This window comes from Rhodococcus sp. UNC363MFTsu5.1, assembly GCF_000686785.1.
GTDB classification, from domain to species: Bacteria; Actinomycetota; Actinomycetes; order Mycobacteriales; family Mycobacteriaceae; genus Rhodococcus_G; species Rhodococcus_G maanshanensis.
This window is the reverse complement of the sequence record NZ_JMLO01000022.1, coordinates 39,580-64,673: the sequence shown is the minus strand read 5'-3', so window position 1 is coordinate 64,673 and position 25,094 is coordinate 39,580. Positions and strand designations below refer to the sequence as shown.

Below are 25,094 nucleotides of genomic sequence, written 5' to 3'. Positions count from 1 at the left end.
GATCTGAGGTACAGCCTGCCCCACCCCGGACACGAAAGGGCGCCCTCCGGAAAACCGGAGGGCGCCCAGGTTCGCGAGGGTCAGACGCCGACCCGTCCGCCGCCCGACTTCCACGCCACGACGACCGACGGCCGCGGCTGGCTGGTGCCGCCGTCCGGCCAGTGCGAGGCCGGCTTGTCGGCGCTGGCCCCGTCGAGTTCACCCGGGTGCTGCACGCAGACCATCACGCGGGACTCGCCGACGATCGGCCCGCAGGTCTCGGCGCCCTTCGGGACGGTGAGGAACTGCTTGGTCTCGCCGCGCCGGTCGCCGTCGAGCACCACGCTGAACAGGCCGTCGTTCGACTTCAGCGCGTTGCCGTCGGTGGAGATCCACAGGTTGCCGTGCGGGTCGAACGCCAGGTTGTCCGGGCAGGAGATCGGGCTGACCTGCGTCTTGTCGAACCCGCCGAAGTAGGTGTCGGCGGCCGCGGGATCACCGCAGACCAGCAGCAGGTTCCACGTGAAACCGGTCCCCGCGTGCTCGTCCTCGATCTCGAGGACCTGCCCGTTCTTGTTGTTGTTGCGGGGGTTCGGCTCGTCGGTGGCGGGCTTGCCCTCCTCGCCGCGCTTGGTGTTGTTGGTCAGCGCGACGTACACCTTGCCGGTCTTCGGGTTCGGCTCGAAGTCCTCGGGGCGGTCCATCTTGGTGGCGCCCACCTTGTCGCCCGCGAGCCGGGTGAACACCGCGACCTCCTCCGGGCTCATCCCGTCGACCAGGGACTCGGCCTTACCGTCCTCGCCGGTGCGCAGCAGCGGGATCCACTGGCCCTTGCCCGCGAACCGTCCGGAGGACGGCAGCTTGCCGGAGCCGTCGATCTGGTCCGGCTCGTCGCCGGTCAGCTTGGCGACGTACAGGGTCCCCGCGTCGAGGATGGTCAGGTTGTGCCGCATGCTCGATTGTCCGTTGCCGGGCATCATCTTTCGCGCGGAGACGAACTTGTACATGTAGTCGAACCGCTCGTCGTCGCCGCTGTAGGCGACCACGGTGCCGTCGTCGGTGACATAGATGGTCGCGGACTCGTGCTTGAACCGGCCCAGCGCGGTGTGTTTGATCGGGGTGGACGCCGGATCCCACGGGTTCACCTCGACGACGTACCCGAAGCGGTTCGCCTCGTTCGGCTCCTGCACGAGGTCGAAGCGGGGATCGAAGCGCTCCCACTTCCGCTCACTCGCCCCGCCCTCGATGCCGTACCGCTTCAGCCGGGCGGCGACGGTCGGGTCGGTGACCTGATCGGCGTTCGCGAAGTACTGGTTGAAGTTCTCCTCGCCGGAGAGCACCGTGCCCCAGGGAGTGATGCCGCCGGAGCAGTTGTTGAGCGTCCCGGCCACCCGGGTGCCGGTGGGGTCGGCGGTGGTCTTGAGGAAGTCGCTGCCCGCGGCGGGACCGGTCACCAGGAACTGCGTGTTCGCGGTGATGCGGCGGTTGTTGGGGCCGAATTCCGGTGTCAGCCTGCCTGTTCCGGACTCGCCCTTGACCTGGACGACGGAAAGGCCGTGCGCGGAGATCGCGGTCTGGAACTGCTCGACGGTGGGGTTCGCGGGGTCGTAGCCGGTGAACATGAAGGGCTCGGTGGTGTACTCGTGGTTGACCACCAGCAGGTAGGTGTTCGGCTGGCCCTCGACGGGGAGCAGACCGGCGAAGTCGTTGTTGAAGCCGAACTGCATCTCCTGCGCCTGCGGCGTCTGGTTGGCGAAGTCGAACGCGGGCGCGCCGGGCAGCACCGGGTCGCCCCAGCGGATCACGACGGCCTGCTCGTAGCCCTCGGGGACCACGACGGCGTCCTCGGTGTTCGGCGCGACCGCGGTGAACGCGGTGCCGGCCGGGGCCTCGCCGCCGCCTGCCGCCGCCGTCGTGGAGCCACCGGCCGAGCCGCTACCGGAGTCGTCGGAACATGCGACCAGCGCGCCGCCCGCACCGACCGCGAGCACCGCGACGGCACCGGACTTGAGCAGCCCACGCCGCGACATCGCGGAGCGGACGATGTCGCCGAAGTACTCACCGCCGGAGGTGTTGGGCACCTCGTGCGAGCAGGCGTTGCCGCACTTGTACTGGCAGGTGATCGATGCCCGCGATGACTTGCCGTCGTGAGTGACGAACAGCGCGAGGGGCTTCAGCTTCACGTGGTTCTCCTGGTCGAAGGTTCAACTCGGGAGACCGTAGAAGCAGTAAGCAAGGGCAAAGGAACGGCAAAGTGAACGACCGGACAATGAGGCGACCCTAATGTCCAGCGTCCTTGCCGCCCAGGGGGAAACGGCCTTGCCGCGCTGCCGGCCAGCGCAGAGCATCGATCGGATCGACGCTACCGAACAATCCTGGAGGAACATCAATGACGCTGAACTCCACCGACGGGGGCAATGTCCGTGAGATCGAGGCCGTGGCGGCCCCGGACCGGTTCGCCCGCGGCTGGCACTGCCTCGGGCTGGCGCGGGATTTCCGCGACGGTAAGCCGCACTCGATCGAGGTCTTCGGGACCAAGCTGGTGGTCTTTGCGGCCAGCGAGGGCGAGCTCAAGGTGCTCGACGCCTACTGCAGGCACATGGGCGGGGACCTGAGTCAGGGTTCGGTCAAGGGTGACTCGATCGCCTGCCCGTTCCACGATTGGCGCTGGGGCGGTGACGGCAAGTGCACCGGCATCCCCTACGCCCGCCGGGTCCCGCCACTTGCCCGCACCCGCGGCTGGCTCGCGCTCGAGCGTAACGCGCAGCTGTTCGTCTGGCATGACCCGCAGGGCAACCCGCCGCCAGCCGACGTGACGATTCCCGAGATCGAGGGCGTCGGCAGCGACGAGTGGACGGACTGGACCTGGAACTCGGTGCTCATCGAGGGCTCGCACTGCCGTGAGCTCGTGGACAACGTCGTCGACATGGCGCACTTCTTCTACGTGCACTTCAATGTGCCGCGTTCGTTCAAGAACGTCTTCGAGGGCCACGTCGCCTCGCAGTACATGAGCTTCACCCCGCGTACCGACGTGAACGTGGACGTCGATTTCGGCGAGGACAGCATCACCCAGTCCGACGCGTCGTATCACGGCCCGTCCTACATGATCGACAGGTTCCACGCCGACATCGGTGCGGACGAGCCGCTCGAGGCCGTGCTGATCAACTGCCACTACCCGGTGACGTCGAATTCTTTTGTGCTGCAGTACGGGATCATGGTCAAGAAGATGGCCGGGATGTCCGCCGAACAGGCCGACGAGATGGCCAAGGGCTTCGGGGACGGCACGATGGCGACCTTCGAGCAGGACATCGTGATCTGGAAGAACAAGGCAAAGATCGACAACCCGCTGCTGTGCGAGGAGGACGGCCCGGTCTACCAGCTCCGGCGTTGGTACAGCCAGTTCTACGTCGACGTCGAGGACATCACCCCGGACATGGTCACCCGGTTCGAGTTCGAGATCGACACCACCCGGTCCGGGAAGCACTGGGATGAGGAGATGGCCGCGAACCGGGCCGCCAGGGCGGCGGAGCCGGCGAACGCGTAGCGCCCACACCGAACCGTGCGCGAGTCCCACCCCATACGAGGGTGAGACTCGCGCACGGGCGGCGAAGGGGCTACAACACCTGGGAGAGGAAGGCCTGCAGGCGTTCGGTCTGCGGGTCCTCGAACAGCGCCTCGGGTTTGCCGGTCTCCACCACGACCCCGCGGTCCATGAACAGCACGGTGTCGGAAACCGAACGGGCGAAACCCATCTCGTGGGTGACTACGACCATCGACATGCCGCCGGACGCGAGGTCGGTCATCAGCGCCAGCACCCCCTTGACGAGCTCCGGGTCGAGCGCGGAGGTGGCCTCGTCGAAGAACATGATCTCCGGCTTCATCGCCAGGGCCCTGGCGATCGCGACCCGCTGCTGCTGACCGCCGGACAGGTTGCCCGGCCGCGACTGCGCCTTCTCCGCCAGCCCCACCAGCTCGAGCTGTTCGAGGGCGACCGCCCGCGCCTGGTCCTTCGACAGCCCGCGCAGCTTCCGGGGTCCGAGGGCGATGTTGTCGAGCACGGTCCGGTGCGGGAACAGGTTGAAGTGCTGGAACACCATGCCGATTCGCTGCCGCAGGGCGTCCGGGTTGTCGCCGAGCACCGACCGGCCGTCGAGCAGGATGTCGCCCTGCTCGGGCTCGTGCAGGCGGTTGAGCACCCGCAGCAGCGTCGACTTGCCGGAGCCGGACGGGCCGATGACCGAGGTGGTCTTGCCTGCGTCGACGTGGATGTCGACGCCGCGCAGCACCTTGTTCGTACCGAAGGACAGGTGCAGGTCGGTGCCGGTCAGCGAGACCGAGGTGGTCGCGGTGGTCACGGGCTATCCCCTTTCCACGACGATGGCTTGTTCGAGCGGGTCGAGTGTGCCGGAGGTGTCGGCCCTTCCGGTCCGCAGCCGCCGGTCGATGTAGTTCACCAGGTGGGTCAGCGGGATCGTCAGCGCCAGGTAGAACAGCCCGGCGGCCACCAGCGGCGACAGGTTGCCGGTCTGCGCGTTGAGGTCGCGTCCGACGGCGAACAGCTCCCTCTGGGTCGCCAGCAGGCCGAGGAAGTAGATCAGCGAGGAGTCCTTGATCAACGAGATGAACTGGTTCATCAGCGCGGGCAGCACCCGGCGGACGCCCTGCGGGATCACCACCAGGGTCATCGCCCGGCGGTAGCTGAAGCCGATCGCGCGGGCCGCCTCCAGCTGCCCCGGCTCCACGCTCTGGATGCCGGAGCGGAAGATCTCGCCGATATAGGCGGCGGCGAGCAGGGCCAGCGCGGCGGCGCCGAGCCAGTACGGGTTGTTGCCGGTCAGGCCCTTGACCACCGGTCCGACGCCGAGGCCGATGATCAGGATGATGACCACCGCGGGCAGCCCGCGGAAGACGTCGGTGTAGACCCGGGCCGGCCAGCGCAGCCACCGGGTGCGCGAGATGCCTGCGACCGCGAGCAGCATGCCCGCCACGGTGCCGATCACGCCCGAGGTGACGGCGAGGATCACCGTGTTGGGCAGGCCGGTCTTGAGCAGGTCCGGGATGGCCTTGCGGTACAGGTCCCAGTCGAAGAAGGTGGCGCCGAGCTGGGCGAGCGTCGACTGCTGGGCGGTCTGCGACTGCTCGGATCCCGTCGCCTCCGGCTTGGCGAGCGCCGCGAAGTCCGGCAGCTCCGGCGCGGGCGCCGCCTTGCTGCCCGGCTTCCAGCCCTCGGGCAGCTCGCGGGGCACCCAGTCCGAGTACAGCGACGCCCAGGTGCCGTCGGCGATCACCGCGTCCAACCCGGAGTTCAGTGCATCGATCAGGGGCTGCTTGTCCTTGTTCACGGCCCAGCCGACGAAGTTGTTGAGGCTGAAGGTGTTCTGCACGATCGAGGTGGGGTCACCGGGCTTGATCGCGCCCTCGGCCTGCTGGGACGGGGCCACCCAGGCGTCGATCTGACCGGTCTTGAGGTTCGCGTACGCGGTGTTGTAGTCGGGGAACTTGACCGGGTCGAGCTTCAGCGTGTTCACGACGTAGTCGTCCTGGACGGTGCCCTGCACGACCCCGATCCGGGTACCCGCGTTCAGGTCCGAGAACCCGTGGATGGCGCTGCCGTTGGGCACCACGAGCGAGAAGTAGCCGAAGTCGTAGCCGTTGGTGAAGCCGACCGTCTTGCGCCGCTCGTCGGTGGTGGTGATCGAGGACGACCCGACGTCGAATCGGTTCGTCGCGACCTGCGAGAGCAGACCGGCGAACTCGGTACCGGAGAACTCGATCTCCAGGCCGAGCTTGGCGGCCACGGCCTTGAGCAGCTCGTTGTCGTAGCCGGTGAAGGTGCCCGAGGAATCGACGCAGATGCTCGGCGGGGCGTCGGACAGGGTCCCGACGCTGAGCTTGCCCGGCGTGGCCAGGCCGAGCGCGCCGATGTCGATCTGATCCAGCGGCTTGGTGCTCGGCGTGGTGTACCGATCCTCCGCGGCCGCGGCGGCGGCCGCGTCCAGGTTGGTGGGTACGGCGGAGGCGCTGCCGACGCCGGGCGGGGCGCACAGGTCGGTGGCCGAGGTGGCCGAGTCGTCGCCGCCACCGCACCCGGTCAGCGTCAACGCGAGCAGCGCCAGCAGGGCGACGAGCACCCGACTCTTCACGACATGTGGACGAACCATGCAGAGGAGCCTAGCGGCGCCCGGGGCCGGGACCGGGGAACCGTTTCGGTTCGGTGAAGGCCGATCAGGCCAGGCCCTCGATCGGCTCGGGCAGCCGGTCCGCGCGCCAGCGCAGGGCCTCGAGGACCGTGGAGAGGTCGTAGTCGGGCCCGCCGGCGCCGACGGTGAACAGGGTGACGCCCGCGTCCAGGAAGTCCTGTGCGGCCTCCGGGCCGGGCCAGGCGACCGACCGCTCGATCCGCGCGGGTTCGCGGCCGACGGCCGCGCAGTGGTCGGCCAGCACCCCCGACTTGTGTCGCAGCGCCTCGAGGTCGGCGAAGCTGTGCCACACGTCCGCGTACTCGGCGACAAGGCGCAGCGTCTTCCGTTCGCCGCCGCCTCCGATGAGGATCGGGATGTGCCGGGTCGGCGCCGGGTTGAGCTTGCCCAGCCGCGCCGAGATCCGGGACAGGTTCTCGCGGAGCAGCTTCAGGCGGTGCCCCGCGGTACCGAACTGGTAGCCGTACTCGTCGTAGTCCTTCTCGAACCAGCCCGCCCCGATGCCGAGGATGAGCCGCCCCCCGCTGATGTGGTCGACCGTGCGGGCCATGTCCGCGAGCAGGTCCGGGTTCCGGTAGCCGCCGCCACTGACCAGCGCGCCGATCTCCACCCGCTCGGTCTGCTCGGCAAAGGCCCCGAGCATCGTCCAGCACTCGAAGTGGGCGCCGTTCGGGTCGCCGTAGAGCGGATAGAAGTGGTCCCAGGTGAAGACGATGTCGACGCCCGCGTCCTCGGACCGCAGCACCGCGTCGCGGATCAGGCGGTAGTCGGGCGCGTGTTGCGGCTGGAGCTGGACGCCGATGCGAAATCCGTGGGTCATCTGCACTCCTTGACTCGTCGAGGAAGGCCGGATCCCACGGTAGTCCGTGAGGGGCCGGCCCCGCAGTCCTCTGCAGGGTCGGGAGATCAGCGCCCTCTGACCGCACAGAGTGTGTACGACGCGGGGAGCCGCTCGGGGTTCTCGGCGAGCCGCCACTCCCCGCGCTCGTCACACACCATCGCGTCGGGCAGGGCATTCCAGGGAACGCTGTCGTGCTCGGTGAGCGCGGTGATCTCCATGCCTGCCCGGAGAAGTGCGGTCACGATCTCGCCGAGGCCGTGGTTCCACTCGTGCGTTGTGCTGGCCTGGAGCCGGATCTCCGTCTCGACGTACGTCTCCTCGTCCGTCCACACCAGCGGTTCGACCTGCTCGAAGTAGGGGTACCGCAGGGCGAGCACATCCGAGCGGGCGTCGTCGAGCGCCCAGAGCACGGGATGGGCCTCGCGCAGGAACAGCCGGCCGCCCGGTCGGAGGAGCCCCGCAACCGTCTCGGCCCACCGCTCGATGCTCGGCAGCCAGCACAGCGCCCCGATTCCGGTGAACACCAGATCCTGCGACGCCGGACCGAGGATCGCCACGGCGTCGTATACGTCCGCCTCCACGAAGTCGACCGGGTCCGCGGTGCGGGCGACCAACTTGCGGGCCTCCGCCAGCGAGGCCCCGGAGAAGTCCAGCCCGGTCATCCGCGCTCCGAGCCGGGCCAGCGACACCGTGTCGGTGCCGATGTGGCACTGCAGATGCACTCCCGTCAGCCCCGAGATGTCGCCGAGCATCGGACGGTCGAACTCGACTACCGCGCTGACGAATTCGGGATCACTGACGAATCGCTCCACCGCATAGTCCGACGAGACGGCGTGCGCGGGTGCGCGTTCGTCCCAGTTCGCCTTGTTGATCTCTCGGTACTTTTCGCCCACGAGCAACACCCTAGGCGCCGCGTCAGCGCTGGGTTTCGCGCCGCACGATCCGTGGCAGGCGAAGCAGCGGGAGCGGCCGGTGGGTGGTGACGATCCAGGCCTCGTATCCGTTCAGCGCGAGCAAGACCGCGAGAACGAGCGCGGCGGTGGCGAGAGCAGGCAGCAGCGTCGCTGCCACCGCGATCGCGCAGCAGGCGGCGGCCGCGGCGGCCCGCTGCACGGTGGCCGCGCCGAACATCCGCCACCGTGCATAGCAGAACCCGAACAGGTACAGCGCCACGCCGGGGGCGAGGAGCAGCTCGGGCAGCGAGTGCGGCACGGACAGCGGATAGGCGAGCAGCTTCTTCAGGCCGACCGCGATCGCGATGATCGCGGTGACGTAGATGAGGTGGGCGTAGCTGAAGACGTCGGTGACGATGCGTGCCTGCTCGGGACTGTGTTCCAGGCTGTGACGGGCGGCGGGGGCGCCGTAGTGGAAGTACGTCCACCACAGCAGGACGATGATGAGGAACGCGAGCGCGAAGGCGGCGTAGGTGGGCCCGTCGAGGTCGATCCCGGCGGCCTGGCCGCCGACCGCGACGACCGTCTCACCCAACGCGATGATCAGGAACAGCCCGAACCGCTCCGGCAGGTGTGCGGTCTCGATACGGACATGGTTCAAGCCCGCGGGCAGGACCCGCGGGGCGATCAGCTCGATCAACGCGGCCGCGGTCCACGCGGCGATCCGCCCCGGACCCTCGAGGAAGGCGCCGATCAGGAACAGCGGCGCGGCGACAAATGCCGCCACGGCGAAGGGCTCCAACCGCGGTCGGGCAGAGCCGCCGGGAAGTCGACAGGAAATGACCCACAACAGCAGGCGCAGCACGACATATCCGGCGGCGAAGACAAGGGCGTGGTCGTCGAACGCCCCGCCGACGGCCACCGACATCAGGAGCCCACAGCCGGCGACGCTGAAGAGCGCCACCCGGCCCAGCGCCTGATCCACGAGGGCGCCCGCCCGGTTCGCGAGCAGCGTCGTGCCCACCCACCCCCACCACAGCGGCATGAACAGCAGCAGTAAACGCGCCGCCTCGCCGATGTCGTGTGCACCGGCCAGCGCGGTGGCGATCTGGGTGACCGCGAAGACCCAGATCAGGTCGAAGAACAGCTCGGCCCATGCGACCCGCTGCTCGGGTGGGGATTCGATCGGAGCGTCGGCAACCGAATCGGCGCCGTCGAGTGCAGGCTGGTCCACGCGGTCTCCCCCATTGCCGACTGGTACGGCGACGAAGTGTAGGGCCACATCTCATGGGCGGCAACGGCACTCCGGTCCGGCCAGACAATTCGGACATCGGGAAGAGCGCCGGTTCCGATGGGGTTGGCATGGGCGATGATCGTTGCCGCAGACCGATGCTCGGGCGGGAACGGACGTCGATGATTCAGCACGGCGCCGAACCAGGCGGCCGGCGAACTGTGGGGAGGTCACGATGGAGACGGAGCGTGTCGAGTTTCGCGCGGAGGACGGCACCAGCCTGGTGGGGGTCCTGCGCGTGCCGGCAGGAGCGACAAGGGCGGTGACGTTCACCGGCCCGTTCACCGGGGTGAAGGAGCAGGTCGTCGGCACGTACGCCGAGGCCATCGCGCGCGCCGGATTCGCCACGCTGGCCTTCGACCATCGGAACTACGGCGAGTCCGGTGGTGCGATCCGCAGGCACGAGGACGCCGCGGGCAAGGTGGCCGACCTGCGCGCGGCCGTCGGTCACCTGGGCGCACTGGGATTCGGACGGATCGGCCTGACGGGCGTGTGCCTGGGTGGCGGGTATGCACTCAAGGCCGCCGCCCAGGACCCCCGGGTGGCCGCGCTGGCCTGCGTGGCGGGCGCGTACCCCGGTGCGCCGGGCAGCTTCGCCCACCGCGGCGGTGATTACCGGGAAGCGTTGCGGGACATCTGGGATCGCGCGTGGACCGAGGACGGTCAGCCGGTCTATCAGAAGGCGGTGACCGACGACGGCGGTCCGGCGGCGATGATGGGCGCGGAGCCGTTCGAGTACTACGGCACGGACCGCTCGTACAGCCCCCACTGGGAGAACAGCGTCACCGTCGCGTCGGGATACCAGACGATGACGGTCGACACCCTCGCCGCCGCCGACCTGATCTCCCCCACCCCGCTGCTGGTGGTGCACGGCACCACCGATGAGTTCTGCAGTCCCGAGGGCGCTCAGGCCGTGTACGACCGCGCCGGCGAGCCGAAGAAGATCGTCTGGCTGCCCACCATGAACCACATCGACCTCTACGACGTCCCGGAATTCGTGAACCCGGCCGTCGACGAGCTCACCGCCTTCTTCTCCGAACACCTCTGACACATCGGTTCGGCCGGTGGCTCACACCCGCACCACCCCGACCACCGGCGCGAAGTCGCACGGCGGCAGGCCCCAGCTCGTGTTGTCCAGGACGCTGCCGAAGACCACGAAAACGACGGTGCCCGTACCGGTTTGGAGGGTGTTGGACAGGGTGACGATGTAGTCGGCCGGGCGCTCCTGGAACATCGGCGCCCGGCCCGACTGCATGGTGTTCAGGTTGAGCCAGGCGACCTCGAGGTGATCGGCCTGCACGGGCGAGGACATCGCGGTGTTCATCGCGCTGAAGAACACGTTGACCTGCCCGGGCGCGATGGCGGGGACGGGCAGGTTCGTGTCGACCGCGGGCCCCGCGATCGCCTGGGCGATGCCGACCGAGTCGTTGTCCTCGCCGAAGCCCGGCGGAAGGCAACCCGCGGCGGTCGTGTCGTACAGGAACGGCTGGGCCCGGCCCTCGACCAGGTGCACCGACCGCGGGAAGTAGTTGTAGCGCGGCGTGCCGCTCGCCGCGCGCTCGATCGTCGTCGCGATCGATTCCGCGGTGCGGGTGCTGATCGGCATCGCCGCCGACCGCAGTGCGGTGTGCACAGCGGCGAGGTCGTCGACCGGAACCGGCGCGGCCTGCGCCTGCCCTGGCAGGGCGAGCAGTGCGCCGAGGCACGCCACCGACGCCGCGATCCGTCCACGCATCTTCCGACTGTCGTTCATGCTCTGCGATCTCCCCCTGGGTCAGCGAACGCGGTCCGAATGGCTGCGGGCCGAACCCGCCAACCGTCAATCGGTGCCGGGCGGCTCGGAGTTAGCGGCGAGACCGAAACGTGACGATCGGTACGAAATGTGTAGAGAGAAGATGCCACCGTGACCGTCACGCGCTGCCGGCGTCACCCACCGCCTCGAAGTCGGGGAACGAGTGGTGCTCGTGGGCGACGACCCAGTTGCCGTTCTCGCGGCGCAGGCCCACCGTCAGGCGCAGGCGGTTCTCGGGGCGTTCGGCGAGCTCTCGCGGCAATCCGCAGCGCAGCAGCGCGTGCGCGAACGCGACGTCCGCGCCCGCGGTGACGTCGAGGGAGACGATCTCGAACGCCGCTCCCCTCGACTGCCACTCGAAGAACTGCGGCCAGGTCTCCCGATAGGCGGGGAGGCCGCGGACGCCCTCGCAGGGCGGCGGTACGTCGAACATGACGATGTCGTCGCTGTGGTCGGCGAGGACACCGTCGAGGTTCCCCTCGTGCACCGCGGCGGCCCAGCGTTCGATCAGGCCTCGGATCTGCTCGGTGTCGCTGCTCGTCATCGCGCTACCTCCTGCGTACGGCCCCGTCGGGCTTCTCAACGGGTAGACCCGCCTCGACGGAGGAACTCATCGGCAGGCTCTGCGATACTGGCCGCGAACCACCCTCAACTCGGATCGTCCGGCACGTTCCTGCCGGTGAAGGGATCGAACGACACCCCATGGCGACAGTCACCTACGACTCCACCAGCTGCGTGTTCCCCGGCTCGACGACGCCGGCCGTGGACAAGCTGAACCTGCACATCGAGGACGGCGAGTTCCTCGTCCTGGTCGGGCCGTCCGGCTGCGGCAAGTCCACCTCGCTCCGCATGCTCGCGGGACTGGAGGAGGTCGACTCCGGACGCATCCTGATCGGCAACAAGGACGTCACCGGCACCGAGCCGAAGGACCGGGACATCGCGATGGTGTTCCAGAACTACGCGCTGTACCCGCACATGTCGGTCGCCGAGAACATGGGCTTCGCGCTGAAGCTCGCGGGCACCCCGAAGGCGGAGATCCGCCAGCGGGTGGAGGAGACCGCGAAGCTGCTCGACCTGACGCAGTACCTCGACCGCAAGCCGAAGGCGCTCTCCGGCGGTCAGCGTCAGCGTGTCGCGATGGGCCGCGCGATCGTGCGCCAGCCGCAGGTCTTCCTCATGGACGAGCCGCTGTCCAACCTGGACGCGAAGCTGCGCGTGCAGACCCGCACCCAGATCGCGCAGCTGCAGCGCCGGCTCGGCACCACCACCGTCTACGTCACCCACGATCAGGTCGAGGCGATGACGATGGGCGATCGGGTGGCCGTGCTCAAGGACGGACTGCTGCAGCAGTGCGCGTCGCCGCGCGAGCTCTACTCCCGGCCCGCGAACATGTTCGTGGCGGGCTTCATGGGCTCGCCCTCGATGAACCTGTTCACCCTGCCCGTCACCGACGGCGGCGTGCTGTTCGGAGAGACCGTGATCCCGGTGCCGCGCGGCGCCCTCGCGATGGCGCACGAGCCGCAGGTGGTGCTCGGCATCCGCCCCGAGCACCTGGAGCTCTCCGATCGGGGCATCCCGATGGAGGTGGACGTGGTCGAGGAGCTCGGCTCGGACGCCTACATCTACGGCCGCACCACCCTCGCGGGCGCCCCGCACGAGGTCGTCGCGCGCGCCGACTGGCGCAACCCGCCGCAGAAGGGCCAGCAGGTCCGGCTGCACGTCGACCCCTCCGAGCTGCACCTCTTCTCCGCTGCGGACGGCCGCAGGCTCGGCTAGATTCCTGACCGATTCAGGTTCGACGTAATGTCTCGGTTCGGCGGTGTTCCGTGCCACAGTAGGCAACGACACGGGCATCGGCGTCGCGCGTTTCGTGCTGCGCCGGACCGACCGATCCGATCCACCGACTACCGGGGAGATACTCCATGGTTCTGAATACGAAGGCGGTCCGCCGTGCGGCGGTCGCGGCGACTGCCGCATCGCTGCTCGCGATCACCGGTTGCTCGAGCGACAGCGGCTCCGGCTCCGGCGACGCCTCGGCTGAGAACACCGGCGGCCGTGGTCCGATCTCGTTCGCGATGGGCAAGAACGACACGGACAAGCTCACCCCGGTCATCGCGAGCTGGAACGCATCGCACCCGGACGAGCAGGTCGAGCTCAAGGAACTCCCCGGCGAGGCCGACGACCAGCGCGACAAGCTGGTCCAGTCGCTGCAGGCAGGCAACTCCGACTACGACGTGATGGCACTCGATGTCACCTGGACCGCCGAGTTCGCCGCCAACGGCTGGCTGCAGCCGCTCGAGGGTGACCTGGCGATCCAGACCTCCGGCCTGCTGCCCGCCACCGTGGCCAGCGCGACTTACCGCGACAAGCTGTACGCGGCCCCGCAGAACACCAACGCGCAGCTGCTCTACTACCGCACCGACCTGATGCCGACGGCGCCGGCGAACTGGCAGGCGCTCACCGACAGCTGCGCCACGGCCACCGCCAAGTCCGTGGACTGCCTGGTCACCCAGCTCAAGCAGTACGAGGGCCTGACGGTGAACACCACCCAGGCGATCAACTCGTGGGGCGGCTCGGTCGTCGGCCCCGACGGCCAGACGCCCGAGGTCGAGTCGCCCGAGGCCAAGGCCGGCCTGAAGTCGCTGGTCGACGCCTACGCGAAGGGCCAGATCGCCAAGCGCTCCACCGGCTTCACCGAGGAGGAGACCAACCTCGCGTTCGTCGGCGGCGAGTCCATGTACGCCTACAACTGGCCGTACATGTACTCGAACGCCGAGAAGGACAGCTCCAAGGTCAAGGGCAACGTCGCGGTCGCGCCGATCGTCGGCCCCGCCGGCCCCGGCGCGTCCACCCTCGGCGGCTACAACAACGGCATCAACGTGAACTCGAAGAGCAAGCAGACCGCTCGCGACTTCGTCGAGTTCGTGCAGAACCCGGCGAACCAGCAGTCCTTCGCGGACGCGTCGTTCCCGCCGGTGCTCGCGTCCGTGTACGACGACGCCGCGCTGATCGCCAAGTACCCGTACCTGCCCGCGCTCAAGGCCGCGCTGGAGAACGCCGTGCCGCGCCCGGTCACGCCGTTCTACAACGCCGTCACCAAGGCGATCCAGGACAACGCGTACGCCGCCATCACCGGCAAGAAGAGTGTCGACCAGGCGACCGCGGACATGTCCGCGGCCATCTCGGCCGCGTCCAAGTAAGTCAGTAAGGCCGGGACCCGGCTCGGGTCCCGGCAGTTCGAATCACGAAGAGAACCAGGTACACCAACGATGGCTGACTCTGCTGGGCCACGGCAGGCAGACGAGGCCCGCGCCGCGGCCGGAGTCCTCACCGACTCCGGCCGCGACGTCAGCGCCTCCGGGCGCGAGGTATCCGACAGCGGGTATCCGGGTCGCGACGACGTAGCACCCCCACCGCGCAAGCGCGACCTGCGGGCGGTGTGGCTGATCGCGCCGACGATGGTGATCCTGGCGATCGTCATCCTCTACCCGGTCCTGCGGGCAATCTGGCTCTCGTTCCAGGCCGACAAGGGCCTCGACCCGGTGACCGGCACGTTCACCAAGGGCGGGTTCGCCGGCTTCGACCACTACCTGATGTGGCTGACCCAGAACTGCGGTTCCGGGATGGGGTCCTGCCCGCCGGGCACCCTCGGCGCCGACTTCTGGCCGTCGGTCGGGATCACCTTCTTCTTCGCGGCCGTCACCGTCACCATCGAGGTCCTGCTCGGCCTCTGGATGGCGACGATCATGGGTCGCACCTTCTTCGGCCGCTCGCTGCTTCGCGCCGCGGTGCTGATCCCGTGGGCCATCCCGACGGCGGTCACCGCCAAGCTGTGGTTCTTCATCTTCGCGGAGAACGGCATCGCCAACAAGATCCTCGGGACCGACATCGCGTGGACGACGGATCCGTGGGCCTCGCGGTTCGCGGTGATCGTCGCCGACGTCTGGAAGACGACGCCGTTCATGGCGCTGCTCATCCTGGCCGGGCTGCAGATGATTCCGCAGGACGTCTACGAGGCAGCCAAGGTGGACGGCGCCAGCGCCTGGCAGCGGTTCACTCAGATCACGCTTCCGCTGGTCAAGCCCGCGCTGATGGTGGCGGTCCTGTTCCGCACCCTCGACGTGCTGCGCATGTACGACCTGCCCGCGATCCTCAACGGCGACAGCGGCGCCACCCCGACCACCACGATGTCGATCCTGGTGGTCGCGGACATCCGCAACGGCAACTTCAACAGCGCGTCCGCGCTGTCGACGCTGGTGTTCCTGATGATCTTCGCGGTGGCCTTCATCATGGTGAAGTTCCTCGGCGCCAACGCGGTGCGCACGCAGGACGAACAGCGCAAGGGAGACAAGTAGTGATGGCGGGACGGCACCGCAGCGACGAGCTGGCGAAGTCGCCCTTCGGTCGCAGCCAAGAGCCGGCCGCGGCGACCGCGCGTCGCCGGCGGTCCCCCTGGCCGAGCGTGCGCACCTACATGGGCGCGGCCATCATCCTGATCTGGGGGTTGGCCCCGTTCTACTGGATGGTCATCACCGCCTTCCGGGATGTCGACCACACCTTCGACACCACCCCGTGGCCGACCTACGTCACGCTCGACAACTTCCGGGACGCGCTGGCCACCGACAAGGGCAACGACTTCCTCGCCGCCATCGGCAACAGCCTCATCATCGGCGCCGCGACCACCGCGGTGGCGATGATGCTCGGCATCTTCACCGCGTACGCGCTGGCGCGGATCGAGTTCCGCGGCAAGTACGTCGTGACCGGCATCATCCTGGCGGCCTCGATGTTCCCCGGCGTCGCGCTGGTGACGCCGCTGTTCCAGCTGTTCGGTGACATCGGCTGGATCGGTCACTACCAGGCGCTGATCGTCCCGAACATCTCGTTCGTGCTGCCGCTGACCATCTACACGCTGACCTCGTTCCTCGGCGACCTGCCGTGGGAGCTCGAGGAGGCGGCCCGGGTCGACGGCGCCTCGCGGGGACAGGCCTTCCGGAAGGTGATCCTGCCGCTGGCCGCGCCCGCGCTGTTCACCACCGCGATCCTCGCCTTCATCGCGACGTGGAACGAGTACATGCTGGCGAACATGCTCTCCACCCGCGCGACCGAGCCGGTGACGGTGGCGATCGCCCGGTTCGAGGGCCCGGACTCCTTCTCGCAGCCGTACACCGCGGTGATGGCGGCGGGCACGCTGGTGACGATCCCGCTCGTGATCATGGTGCTGCTCTTCCAGCGCCGGATCGTGTCCGGCCTGACCGCGGGCGGCGTCAAGTCGTGAGCCTCGGCTCGTGAAGAACCGGGCGCGGCGCCGCCAGCAGGTCGAGATGCTGATCGGGATCCTCGGCTTCTTCACGGTGATGGCGTTCATCGGGGCGGTCGCCGGGATCGTGCGCGGCGACCCCGGCCTCACCGAGTCGCTGGTGCTGGCCGGCTGCGTGGTGTTGCTCGGGCTGGCCGTCGCGGTGTGGCGGCGGGTGCGCTGACCCTCACCCTCCGCGGGTGAATCTGGTGACACGCCGACGGCGGGGCGGCGAAATTGTGGCGCGTCGATGGCCACGCCTGTTGATGAATGTCAGGATGCAGGGAAGACTCGGTCTCCCAGACAGGAATCCTGCATGTGAGCTCGCCTACCAGCACGGCCCCGACGACCCCGCCGCCGCCCGAGAAACCGGGTGGTGGCGACCCGCCGGATGGTGAGCCCACTCCCCCGAAGCGGAGCAGGCGCCGCCTGATCCTGTGGATCGCGGCCGGGGTCGTGACGCTGCTCCTGGTCGTGCCTGCCGCGGTGTTCGCGGTCGGCTACTGGCAGGCGGAGGTGCCGCATCCCTCGGACATGCGCACCAACCAGGTGGCGACGATCTTCGCCACCGACGGTTCGACGATCACGAAAGTCGTGCCGCCGGAGGGCAACCGCACCGATGTCGAGCTCGCGCAGATCCCCGAGCACGTCCGGCAGGCGGTCCTGTCCGCCGAGGATCGGGATTTCTACACCAACCCAGGGTTCTCCGTCTCCGGCTTCGCCCGGGCCGCGCGCGACAACATCCTCGGCAAGGCCAGCGCGGGTGGCGGCTCGACGATCACCCAGCAATACGTGAAGAACACCCTGGTCGGCGCGGACCGGAACGTCATCCGCAAGATGCGTGAGCTGGTGATCTCCTCGAAGATGGCGCGGCAGTGGTCCAAGGACGACATCCTCGCCGCCTACCTGAACACCATCTACTTCGGTCGCGGCGCGTACGGCATCGCGGCCGCGTCGAAGGCCTACTTCAACAAGCCGGTCGAGGAGCTCACGGTCGAGGAGGGCGCCGTGCTCGCCTCCGTCATCCAGAGCCCGTCCAGCCTCGACCCCGAGACCAACCGCGCCAGGCTCGAGTCCCGCTGGCGGTACGTGCTCGACGGCATGGTCAGCCAGGGCCAGCTGTCGAAGGAGGAGCGGTCTGCTGCGCTGTTCCCGGCCGTGGTGCCGTCGAGTCAGCTGGTGGACGCGAACGCCGCGCGCGGACCGGAGGGGCTGATCCGGACGCAGGTGCTCGCTGAGCTGGCCGCGGCCGGGATCAGCGAGCAGCAGCTGAACACCGAGGGGCTGCAGATCACCACCACCATCGACCCGAAGGCGCAGGACGCGGCGATGGAGTCGGTGCGCGAGACGATGGCGGGCGAGCCCAAGGAGCTGCGCGCGGCGGTGGTGTCCATCGATCCTCGCAGCGGCGCGGTCCGCGCGTACTACGGCGGAGCCGACGGTGCCGGTTTCGACTTCGCGCAGTCGCCGCTGCAGACCGGGTCCGCGTTCAAGGTGTTCGGCCTGGCCGCCCTGCTCAAGGAGGGCAAGGGCCTGCAGACGATGTTCAACAGCGCCCCGCTCACCGTCGGTCAGGTGGAGATCACCAACGTCGGCGGCGACGGCTGCGGGACCTGCACCATCGCGCAGGCGCTCAAGCAGTCGCTGAACACCAGCTTCTACCGACTCACCCTGTCGATGGAGAACGGCTCGCAGAAGATCGCCGACGCCGCGCACGAGGCGGGCATCCCGAAGCAGATCCCCGGCGTCGAGGGTGAGAGCCTGACCCAGGACGGCGGCCCGCCGGAGAACGGAATCGTGTTGGGGCAATACCAGTCCCGGCCGATCGACATGGCGTCCGCGTACGCGACGCTGGCCGCGTCCGGTATCTACCATCAGCCCTACTTCGTGCAGCGGGTGGTGACGGCGGACGGCGCGGTGCTGCTGGATCGTCCTGCGCCGCAGGGAGAACGGCGGCTCGATGCGGCGGTGGCCGACAACGTCACCCAGGCGATGCTGCCGATCGCGGCCTACTCGAACGGGCACGCCCTGTACGGCGGCAGGCCGTCGGCAGCCAAGACCGGGACCGCGCAGTTCGGCGACACAGGAATGAACAAGGACGCGTGGATGGTCGGCTACACGCCGTCGCTGTCCACCGCGGTCTGGGTCGGAACGGAGCAGTCGCAGGCGATCGTGAACCAGTGGGGCGGATCGATTTACGGTTCCGGGCTGCCCTCGGATATCTGGAAGGGCACGATGGACGGCGCGCTGGAGGGCACGGACTGGGAGTCGTTCCCGTGGCCGCAGCCCATCGGCGGCCAGTCGGGCGTGCCCGCCTATTCGGGGGGCGGCACCGGTGACGGTTCCCGCGTGAACACGGGTGGCCCGGCACAGCAGGCCCCGCTGCCGCAGGCCCCCGCGGGACCGCCGGCCCAGGAGGGCCCACCCCCGGTCCAGGCCCCGGCCCCGCCGGTGTTCGAGCCGCCCGTCCCGCTCCCGCCGCCGCCCCCGCCACGGAATGTGGAGATCCTGCCGGGCATCGTCATCCCGCTGCCGGGCTGACCGTGCCGGGACCCGACTGTAGGGTCAGCCGGTTCCGTCCTCGGGACCGGGAAGATCGGGGCAGACCTTGACGTAGTCGGCATCCGGTGAGACCCATGCGTCCCACTCGGCCCGGCTCATGTTGCGAGTGAGCTTGTCGCACAGGGCGTCTGGCCACCCCGTGGGGTCGAGCGGCGGTACGGACCACCGCCGCACGGTGAAGTCGGAACCGCCCGAGACGAGCGAGCGGCCGTCGGGACTGTAGGCGACCGAGGACGCAGGGCCGATGTGCCCGGTCATTGGTTCTCCGATCGGCTCGCCGGTATCGGCGTTCCACAGCCGGACTCCGTCGGTTCCGGCGGAGGCGAAGAGATGACTGTCTGGGCTGAACTCGACGCTGACGGTCCAGCCTTGGGTCGACAGTGGTTCGCCGAGCTGCCTTCCGGTATCGGCGTCCCATCGACGAAGTGTGGGGTCGAATCCGTACGAGACGATCATGTCGCCGTCGGGGCTGAATGTTGCGTACACGGAACCGCTGTGCCCTGTCATCGGTTCGCCGATGGGTTGGCCGGTGGCGGCATCCCATCTGCGGACAGTGCCGCTGCCGTCGCCGGTGACGATGGTCAGGCCGTCTGGGCTGAACTCCACCGACATCGGTGGGTGGCTTGGATTCACCGTCATCGGCTCTCCAATGGAGCGCCCGGTTGTCGTATCCCAACGACGCAACGTGTTGTCGTCGCCGCCGGTGACGAACACGCGACTGTCGGGGCGGAATGCAATCAGGTGAACCCGCCCGTTGTGTCCGGCCATCGGCTCGCCTATCGGCTGCCCGGTTTCGGCGTCCCAACGACGCACGGCCCCATCGTCGCCACCGGTGATGATCCACTTGCCGTCCGGGCTGACCTCCACGTTCGCCAGGCCGGGACTGCTCATCGGATCGCCGAGGGGTTGCCCGGTGGCATCCCACCGACGGAGTGTGCCGTCCTTGCTGCCGGTGACGAACAGGCGCCAATCGTGGCTGATGTCGAAGGTGTGGACCGGGGAACCTTGTCCTGCCATGTAGCCGGCCGGAGTTCCGGTTTCCGCGTCCCACAGTCGAGCCCCGTCCTGGCTCACTGACACAATTCGGCTTCCGTCCTCGCTGAATCGAACGCCGTACACGCCCGAGCCCGAGCCGGTGTGACCGGTCATCCCTACCGCGGCGGTCGTATCCCAGATCCGGATGGTCGTGTCCGCGCTGGCGGAGAGGATTCGACCGCCGTCGCTACTGAATGCGACGCTCGTGACGCTTCCCTTGTGGCCGACCAGGGGTTTGCCGGCGGGACGACCGGTCGCGACGTCCCAGACGCGGATGGTTCCCGCGAGGTCGCCTGAGACGATCCGTCGACCGTCGGGGCTGAACGCCACACTGGTCACCGGGGCCTCGTGGCCGGCCATCGGCGAACCGGTCGGTGTGCGCCGCTGCGCGTCCCACAACCGCACTGTCCCGTCCGCACTCCCCGAGGCGACCTGGCCGCTGTCCGGGCTGAACGCCAGGCTTTGAACCGCACCCTGATGGCCGGCCATGGCTTCGCCGACCAGGGTGTACCCGGGCGTTGAGAGGTCCGCCAGCCGAATGCTGTTGTCTTCACTGCCTAGTGCGAGCCATCGTCCGTCTGGGCTGAAGGCCATGCTCAGGACTGTTCCGCCGACGAGGTTGCTCACCGGTTCGCTGTCGAGTTGCCCGGTGCCGGGATCCCACCACCGGAGTGAGCCGTCGAGGGTGGCCGATGCAATCCGCTGGTCATCGGCCTTGAACGCCAGGCCGAGGACGGGACTTCGGTCGTCGGTGTCGGGTGTGTTGAGGGGCTTCTGGGTACTCGTTTCCCAAAGCCGCACAACGCCATCGCTTCCTCCGGCGGCGATCGTGTCGCCGTCGCGGCTGAACGCGACCCGGCTCACACCGCCGCGATCGGCGGTCATGGGTGTGCCCTCTGGCTGTCCTGTGTGTGCGTTCCACAGCCGAACTGTTCCGTCAGAACCGCCTGAGACGATGTGATCGCCATTCCGGCTGAAGGCCGCGCTCCCGACCAGATTTGGGGTGCCGATGATCTTGACGACATCGCGCCGGGCGACCAATGCGCCGAGCATGGGGTCGTCGTCTGCGTTCGAGGCGATGTGCTGCGCTGCGAGCAACTCACCGAGGGCACGGAACTCGCTTTCCGGTCGTGTGCCGGCGAGCATCGCCTGGGCCTCCGAGTTCAGCTGTGAGGCAAGCGCTTCGTGGGCGCGGTCGCGCTGCTGGAAGTAGAAGACCACGGCGACCATCGCCACGATCAGCGTCACAGCCAACACCGCGCGAAGCAACCGGGCCCGCTTGCGCAGCGCCGCCGTGTGCGCCTGCGCCTGCTCTTTGGCCTCGGTCTCCGCCTCCGCGAGGGCCTCCGCCGCCTGTTGCTTGTCCTTGGCGGCCTGCAGTTCTGACTCCCGGCGGCGCTTCTCCTCCTCGGTCCGGGCGGTCTCCCGCTCCCGCGAGGCCAGCAGGAAACCCCGCGTCGGCTGCAGTCGATCGATGAAGTCCGGTTTGGTCGAGAGGACCTCGGCGTCCTCCAGCCGCGTCCCCTGCAGGAGCCAGTCCTCGTCCCTGTCGCGGCGCTCCCATTCGGTGGCTGCGCCCTCGAGGCGATCCGCGGCCTTGAGGTCCTCGGCCTCGGACCGCAGCCACCCGGCCAGCTCGTCCCACTGGCGCAGCAGGCTCTCCAAGGCCACCTCGACCACCGTCTCGCCGCCGCGCTCGTCCTTGACCAGCAGGCGCTTGGCCACCAGTACGTCGATCAGTGGTCGGCTGCCGGCCGGGATGTCGGACCAGCGTGCGACGCGGCGCATCGGCTGGTCGCTGTCCGGGTTGATCGTCGCCAGCCAGGGGATGAAGGCCCTGCGCAGCCGTTCGAGCTGCCGCTGCCGTTCGCCGGGGGCGGCCGAGAGCGCCGAGTCGATCTCGGTCTGTACCACGCGCGACATCCCGCCCATGGCCGTGTACTCGTCCAGGGTCAGGTCGACGTCGCCGCCGTAGTCCCGGTACAGCCGCGAGAGGGTCAGCGACAGGAGCGGCAGCGTGTCCGCGCCCTGCCCGCATTCCTCCAGTAACCGGTCCACCAGCGCAGGCTCCACCCGAAGCTGGCGGCCGGTTTCGCCTGCGCGCCGGACGGGGCCGACGACGACCTCCTTGAACTGGGTCGGCGGCATGGGCTTCAGTTCGCCGAACACCGCGCTCTTCAGGCCGGCCAGTTCCGGCGCCGTCTGCCACGCCTCGTAGAGGTCGGCGCGGATCGTCAGCACGACGAACATCGACACCCGGTCGCCGTTCGCGTCCCGCATCAGGCGCGCGAGCAGCGAAAGAAGTTGGCGGGCTTGCGCTCCCGCATCGACGCCGAACAGTTCCTCGGCCTGGTCAACCGGCAGGATCAACGCGGGCGCAGGCGCATCGGGGGGCAGGTCCAGGACGCGCGCTCGGGCGGCCTGCTGCGCCTCGAGCAGCCACTCACGGAGACGGTCGACGCCGTCGGGGCAGGCGGCCTTGATCTCCCCGAGTGTCGGCCGGGTGAGCCCAAGGCGCACGCGCATCGCGTGAATCGACTGGGCCAACCCGGAATCGCCGGTGAGCGCGTTGCGCTCGGGCCGAACGATGTCGAGCAGCAGGTAGTTCCGGTCGTCGCGCCGCAGCCGTGGTAGGAGTCCGGCCCGCAGGAACGAGGACTTGCCGACCCCGGACGGTCCGAGAATCACGAACAGCGACTCCACCCCGGTGTTGCGTATGCCGCGCAGGCGGTCGAGCCCGTCGAGGATCTGCGCGTCCCGCCCGAAATAGACTGCGGCATCGACCTCTTCGAACGGTTCCCAGCCCCGATAGGGCGCCCGGTTCGAGTCACCCGGGGGCGGCCAGGGGAAGTACTCCGCGCCGACTCCTGTCGCGCGTAGCCCGGTGCGCAGCCGTTCCAGCCCGTCGGTGAGGAACACGACCGGCTCCGACCCGTCACCGAGCGAGATCTCCGTCTGTGGTCCGTCGCCGAACAGATCGCAGCGCTGCCATTCCCGGGTGATCTCGCCGCTCTCCATCGGCTCCAGCCGGACGACGAAGACCGGTTTGTTCAGGTCCTCCGCATGGCGGTACTCGAGCTTGCACTCGTGCGAGCTCTCCCAGGCCGGTGAGAGCAGGACGATGACCGCCTCGCACCGGTCCTTCGCCTTTCGCAGTGCGTCCTTCCACCGGATGCCAAGCGGGAGGCCGGTATCGACGTCGACGTCGAGGAAGATCTCGCGGGCCAGGCCGGGCTCCCGCTCCGCCAGCCATCGCTTGAGTGCGATCGCCTGGCGGCGGTCCCGACTGGAGTATGTGATGAACACCCGCGACATGGCACTCCCATCGCAGGTCGGCGGTGTGCACATTCAGAATGAACCTGCCCGCCGCCGCGGGCACGCGTAGTCGACTACTCGACTGTCGTGGTTCGTCGGCCAGGACGAGGTCGCCCGAAATGGCTGAAGGGCACGTTCGTTCGGTTCAACCGAACAAACGTGCCCTTCGCCGCGTGGCTGCGGAGACTATGCCTCGATGATGAACGCCTCGAGCTCGGCGCGGGCCTTGTCGTCGGCCATCTGGACCGGCGGGCTCTTCATCAGGTAGGCCGAGGCCGGGTAGACCGGTCCGCCGATGCCGCGGTCGAGCGCGATCTTGGCGGCGCGGACGGCGTCGATGATGATGCCTGCGGAGTTCGGCGAGTCCCAGACCTCGAGCTTGTACTCCAGGTTCAGCGGGGCGTCGCCGAAGGCGCGGCCCTCGAGGCGGACGTACGCCCACTTGCGGTCGTCGAGCCACTCCACGTAGTCAGAGGGACCGATGTGGACGTTGCGGTCGTGGACCTTGCCCGCGAGCGAACCGGTCAGGTTCGACGTGACGGCCTGCGTCTTGGAGACCTTCTTGGACTCCAGGCGCTCGCGCTCGAGCATGTTCTTGAAGTCCATGTTGCCGCCGACGTTGAGCTGGTAGGTGCGGTCCAGCACGACACCGCGGTCCTCGAACAGCTTCGCCATCACGCGGTGCGTGATGGTGGCGCCGACCTGGCTCTTGATGTCGTCGCCGACGATCGGGATGCCGGCGTCCTTGAACTTGGCGGCCCACTCCGGGTCGGAGGCGATGAACACGGGCAGCGCGTTGACGAACGCGGCGCCCGCGTCGATCGCGCACTGGGCGTAGAACTTGTCGGCGTCCTCGGAGCCCACCGGGAGGTAGGACACGACGACGTCGACCTTGGCCGCCTTGAGGGCCGCGACGACGTCGACCGGCTCGAGGTCGGAGACCTCGATGGTCTCGGAGTAGTACTTGCCGATGCCGTCCAGGGTGGGGCCGCGCTGGACGGTGACGTTGCTCGGCGGCACGTCGGTGATCTTGATGGTGTTGTTCTCGCTGGCGAGGATCGCCTCGGAGAGGTCGAAGCCGACCTTCTTGGCGTCCACGTCGAATGCGGCGACGAACTCGACGTCGCGGACGTGGTACTGGCCGAACTTCACATGCATCAGGCCAGGCACGGTGGCCGTCTCGTCGGCGTCCTTGTAGTAGTGGACTCCCTGGACCAAGGACGAGGCGCAGTTCCCCACGCCCACAATGGCCACGCGCACCGAGGTGCTGTTCTCACCCATGGTCGGGTTCTCCTTCTTTCTTGGGTACTGCTGTCGATGTTTGTTCGGCCACGATCAGCTCGTTGAGCCAGCGCACCTCGCGCTCGCTCGATTCGAGACCGAGCTGATGCAGCTGCCGGGTGTAGCGGTCGAGGGAACCGGTGGTCCGCCCGACGGCCTCGCGGAGCCCCTCGCGGCGCTCCTCGACCTGACGTCGCCTGCCCTCGAGGATCCGCATCCGCGCCTCGGCGGGGGTGCGGCTGAAGAAGGCGAGGTGAACGCCGAAACCGTCGTCCGTGTAGTTCTGCGGACCGGTGTCGGCGACCAGTTCGGCGAACCGCTGCCTGCCGGCAGGGGTCAGCTCGTATACGCGGCGGGCCCGTCGCATGGAGGCGCCCGTCGGCCCGGCGTCCTCGGCGATCAACCCGTCGGTCTGCATGCGGCGCAGCGTCGGGTAGAGCGAACCGTAGGAGAAGGCGCGGAACGCGCCCAGTAGGCCGGTCAGCCGCTTGCGCAGCTCGTATCCGTGCATGGGTGACTCGAGGAGCAGCCCGAGGATCGCGAGTTCGAGCATCACTGCACCTCCTGAGTCCCTTACCAACTGATGCGACGCCAAACTATATCGCGCCG

Annotated in this window: 19 protein-coding genes; 8 read left to right on the top strand and 11 right to left on the bottom strand. The window is 68.6% G+C overall.

What is annotated here, in order from left to right:
• Positions 1-80: 80 nt before the first annotated feature.
• Positions 81-2,162: a PhoX family protein gene (locus BR31_RS0117565; RefSeq protein WP_027502120.1), complete on the bottom strand. Its 2,082-nt coding sequence runs from the start codon at positions 2,160-2,162 to the stop codon at positions 81-83.
• A 206-nt stretch (positions 2,163-2,368) separates the two neighbouring features.
• Here BR31_RS0117565 and BR31_RS0117560 point away from each other — a divergent pair, with 206 nt between their 5' ends.
• Positions 2,369-3,523: a 3-ketosteroid-9-alpha-monooxygenase, oxygenase component gene (locus BR31_RS0117560; RefSeq protein ID WP_027502119.1), complete on the top strand. Its 1,155-nt coding sequence runs from the start codon at positions 2,369-2,371 to the stop codon at positions 3,521-3,523.
• A 70-nt stretch (positions 3,524-3,593) separates the two neighbouring features.
• Here the strand turns inward: BR31_RS0117560 and BR31_RS0117555 are convergent, their stop codons facing one another.
• From BR31_RS0117555 to BR31_RS29080, 5 genes are all read right to left on the bottom strand, one after another.
• Complete coding sequence (locus BR31_RS0117555; protein ID WP_027502118.1) at positions 3,594-4,334, bottom strand: amino acid ABC transporter ATP-binding protein; 741 nt, start codon at positions 4,332-4,334, stop codon at positions 3,594-3,596.
• A gap of 3 nt (positions 4,335-4,337) precedes the next feature.
• Positions 4,338-6,140: an ABC transporter substrate-binding protein/permease gene (locus BR31_RS0117550; RefSeq protein WP_027502117.1), complete on the bottom strand. Its 1,803-nt coding sequence runs from the start codon at positions 6,138-6,140 to the stop codon at positions 4,338-4,340.
• Positions 6,141-6,204: 64 nt separating this feature from the next.
• Positions 6,205-6,999, bottom strand: coding sequence for an LLM class F420-dependent oxidoreductase (locus BR31_RS0117545; protein WP_027502116.1), 795 nt, complete (start codon positions 6,997-6,999; stop codon positions 6,205-6,207).
• 86 nt (positions 7,000-7,085) lie between these two features.
• Positions 7,086-7,913: a class I SAM-dependent methyltransferase gene (locus BR31_RS0117540; protein ID WP_027502115.1), complete on the bottom strand. Its 828-nt coding sequence runs from the start codon at positions 7,911-7,913 to the stop codon at positions 7,086-7,088.
• Positions 7,914-7,935: 22 nt separating this feature from the next.
• Positions 7,936-9,147, bottom strand: a complete 1,212-nt coding sequence (locus BR31_RS29080) for a low temperature requirement protein A (protein WP_051637522.1) — start codon at positions 9,145-9,147, stop codon at positions 7,936-7,938.
• Positions 9,148-9,379: 232 nt separating this feature from the next.
• Here BR31_RS29080 and BR31_RS29075 point away from each other — a divergent pair, with 232 nt between their 5' ends.
• On the top strand, positions 9,380-10,252 hold the full coding sequence (locus BR31_RS29075; RefSeq protein WP_037177077.1) for an alpha/beta hydrolase: 873 nt from the start codon (positions 9,380-9,382) through the stop codon (positions 10,250-10,252).
• Positions 10,253-10,273: 21 nt separating this feature from the next.
• On the opposite strand, the gene BR31_RS0117525 is transcribed toward BR31_RS29075, so the two are convergent.
• Together BR31_RS0117525 and BR31_RS0117520 are read right to left on the bottom strand one after the other, a co-directional pair.
• Positions 10,274-10,957 (bottom strand): Rv1157c family protein, encoded by a 684-nt coding sequence (locus BR31_RS0117525; protein WP_442970221.1) that lies wholly within the window; start codon positions 10,955-10,957, stop codon positions 10,274-10,276.
• Between the two features lie 157 nt (positions 10,958-11,114).
• Positions 11,115-11,540: a YybH family protein gene (locus BR31_RS0117520; protein WP_027502113.1), complete on the bottom strand. Its 426-nt coding sequence runs from the start codon at positions 11,538-11,540 to the stop codon at positions 11,115-11,117.
• Between the two features lie 158 nt (positions 11,541-11,698).
• Between BR31_RS0117520 and BR31_RS0117515 the strand changes: the two genes are divergently transcribed.
• The 6 genes from BR31_RS0117515 to BR31_RS0117490 all read left to right on the top strand — a co-directional run bounded on the left by BR31_RS0117515 (position 11,699) and on the right by BR31_RS0117490 (position 18,833).
• Entirely contained in the window at positions 11,699-12,772 is a 1,074-nt protein-coding gene (locus tag BR31_RS0117515; RefSeq protein ID WP_027502112.1) for an ABC transporter ATP-binding protein, read from the top strand.
• A gap of 146 nt (positions 12,773-12,918) precedes the next feature.
• Entirely contained in the window at positions 12,919-14,196 is a 1,278-nt protein-coding gene (locus tag BR31_RS0117510) for an ABC transporter substrate-binding protein (RefSeq protein ID WP_027502111.1), read from the top strand.
• Between the two features lie 69 nt (positions 14,197-14,265).
• The gene (locus BR31_RS0117505) at positions 14,266-15,351 is read left to right on the top strand and encodes a carbohydrate ABC transporter permease (protein ID WP_027502110.1); all 1,086 of its coding nucleotides are present in this window, start codon (positions 14,266-14,268) and stop codon (positions 15,349-15,351) included.
• A 119-nt stretch (positions 15,352-15,470) separates the two neighbouring features.
• The gene (locus BR31_RS0117500) at positions 15,471-16,271 is read left to right on the top strand and encodes a carbohydrate ABC transporter permease (RefSeq protein WP_051637528.1); all 801 of its coding nucleotides are present in this window, start codon (positions 15,471-15,473) and stop codon (positions 16,269-16,271) included.
• 10 nt (positions 16,272-16,281) lie between these two features.
• Positions 16,282-16,476: a hypothetical protein gene (locus tag BR31_RS0117495; protein WP_027502108.1), complete on the top strand. Its 195-nt coding sequence runs from the start codon at positions 16,282-16,284 to the stop codon at positions 16,474-16,476.
• A gap of 86 nt (positions 16,477-16,562) precedes the next feature.
• Positions 16,563-18,833, top strand: coding sequence for a transglycosylase domain-containing protein (locus BR31_RS0117490; RefSeq protein ID WP_081830549.1), 2,271 nt, complete (start codon positions 16,563-16,565; stop codon positions 18,831-18,833).
• A 24-nt stretch (positions 18,834-18,857) separates the two neighbouring features.
• On the opposite strand, the gene BR31_RS0117485 is transcribed toward BR31_RS0117490, so the two are convergent.
• The 3 genes from BR31_RS0117485 to BR31_RS0117475 all read right to left on the bottom strand — a co-directional run bounded on the left by BR31_RS0117485 (position 18,858) and on the right by BR31_RS0117475 (position 25,038).
• The gene (locus BR31_RS0117485; RefSeq protein ID WP_027502106.1) at positions 18,858-23,204 is read right to left on the bottom strand and encodes an nSTAND1 domain-containing NTPase; all 4,347 of its coding nucleotides are present in this window, start codon (positions 23,202-23,204) and stop codon (positions 18,858-18,860) included.
• 186 nt (positions 23,205-23,390) lie between these two features.
• Complete coding sequence (locus BR31_RS0117480; RefSeq protein WP_027502105.1) at positions 23,391-24,485, bottom strand: inositol-3-phosphate synthase; 1,095 nt, start codon at positions 24,483-24,485, stop codon at positions 23,391-23,393.
• Positions 24,478-25,038 carry a PadR family transcriptional regulator gene (locus tag BR31_RS0117475; RefSeq protein ID WP_027502104.1) on the bottom strand — a complete coding sequence of 187 codons (561 nt, stop codon included), beginning with the start codon at positions 25,036-25,038 and terminating at the stop codon, positions 24,478-24,480. The genes BR31_RS0117480 and BR31_RS0117475 overlap by 8 nt, the downstream gene beginning before the upstream one ends.
• Positions 25,039-25,094 lie beyond the last annotated feature (56 nt).

Coding starts and splice junctions, on each gene's coding strand:
- BR31_RS0117560 (WP_027502119.1), top strand. CDS start 2,369: ATGACGCTGAACTCCACCGACGGGGGCAATGTCCGTGAGATCGAGGCC.
- BR31_RS0117550 (WP_027502117.1), bottom strand. CDS start 6,140: ATGGTTCGTCCACATGTCGTGAAGAGTCGGGTGCTCGTCGCCCTGCTG.
- BR31_RS0117545 (WP_027502116.1), bottom strand. CDS start 6,999: ATGACCCACGGATTTCGCATCGGCGTCCAGCTCCAGCCGCAACACGCG.
- BR31_RS29075 (WP_037177077.1), top strand. CDS start 9,380: ATGGAGACGGAGCGTGTCGAGTTTCGCGCGGAGGACGGCACCAGCCTG.
- BR31_RS0117525 (WP_442970221.1), bottom strand. CDS start 10,957: ATGAACGACAGTCGGAAGATGCGTGGACGGATCGCGGCGTCGGTGGCG.
- BR31_RS0117520 (WP_027502113.1), bottom strand. CDS start 11,540: ATGACGAGCAGCGACACCGAGCAGATCCGAGGCCTGATCGAACGCTGG.
- BR31_RS0117515 (WP_027502112.1), top strand. CDS start 11,699: ATGGCGACAGTCACCTACGACTCCACCAGCTGCGTGTTCCCCGGCTCG.
- BR31_RS0117510 (WP_027502111.1), top strand. CDS start 12,919: ATGGTTCTGAATACGAAGGCGGTCCGCCGTGCGGCGGTCGCGGCGACT.
- BR31_RS0117505 (WP_027502110.1), top strand. CDS start 14,266: ATGGCTGACTCTGCTGGGCCACGGCAGGCAGACGAGGCCCGCGCCGCG.
- BR31_RS0117500 (WP_051637528.1), top strand. CDS start 15,471: ATGGGCGCGGCCATCATCCTGATCTGGGGGTTGGCCCCGTTCTACTGG.
- BR31_RS0117490 (WP_081830549.1), top strand. CDS start 16,563: ATGTCAGGATGCAGGGAAGACTCGGTCTCCCAGACAGGAATCCTGCAT.
- BR31_RS0117485 (WP_027502106.1), bottom strand. CDS start 23,204: ATGTCGCGGGTGTTCATCACATACTCCAGTCGGGACCGCCGCCAGGCG.
- BR31_RS0117480 (WP_027502105.1), bottom strand. CDS start 24,485: ATGGGTGAGAACAGCACCTCGGTGCGCGTGGCCATTGTGGGCGTGGGG.
- BR31_RS0117475 (WP_027502104.1), bottom strand. CDS start 25,038: ATGCTCGAACTCGCGATCCTCGGGCTGCTCCTCGAGTCACCCATGCAC.